Annotated in this window: 1 protein-coding gene; it reads right to left on the bottom strand. The window is 61.6% G+C overall.

Annotation, left to right across the window (positions count from 1 at the left end; genetic code table 11):
* Window positions 1–322: 322 nt before the first annotated feature.
* Window positions 323–515 (bottom strand): YtxH domain-containing protein (locus CKO31_RS26630; protein ID WP_207148141.1); only part of this gene is annotated, 193 nt, incomplete at its 5' end.

Below are 515 nucleotides of genomic sequence, written 5' to 3'. Positions count from 1 at the left end.
GTCCTGCCTCCGCCTCGCTTTAACTAACCGCTGCGCCGAGTCCAAGCTGCAGCGGGCGCTTTTTGTCATCCCAGGGTCCCGACGATCGGGACCGAATCCCCGATGTCCGCTTCCACTTGCGTCTGATCATAACCAGATCAGTGTATCCCCACCCGCCGAGGCGAAAGGCAACCGATCACGACAACGCCCGCGTGGTGTGCAAAAGGGGGTCCTCGCTGTTGCCGTGGCGGCTGCAAAACCTGCCCCGGCTCGACGGTGTCGATCCGGGTTGCTTGATACAGGCTTGATGCAGGCAGGTCCCGAGACCGGATGATTCGGCGATCTACCTTGTCGCATCCTTGGTCGCGTCGGGGGCATCGTCTAGTACTTCCGTCGCGCCGCGCTTCGCATGCCTGACGCGGGACTGAACCGTGTCGCCGAAATCGTGTACCGAGTCGGACATTCGTTTGCGAAAACTCTTGTCCATGATGACATAGGTTACGGCGGCTCCCACGGCGGCGCCGATCAACACGGGA

It is taken from the genome of Thiohalocapsa halophila, from assembly GCF_016583825.1.
Lineage (GTDB): Bacteria > Pseudomonadota > Gammaproteobacteria > Chromatiales > Chromatiaceae > Thiohalocapsa > Thiohalocapsa halophila.
The sequence above is the reverse complement of the archived record's forward strand: the minus strand, read 5'-3'. Positions and strand labels throughout refer to the sequence as shown.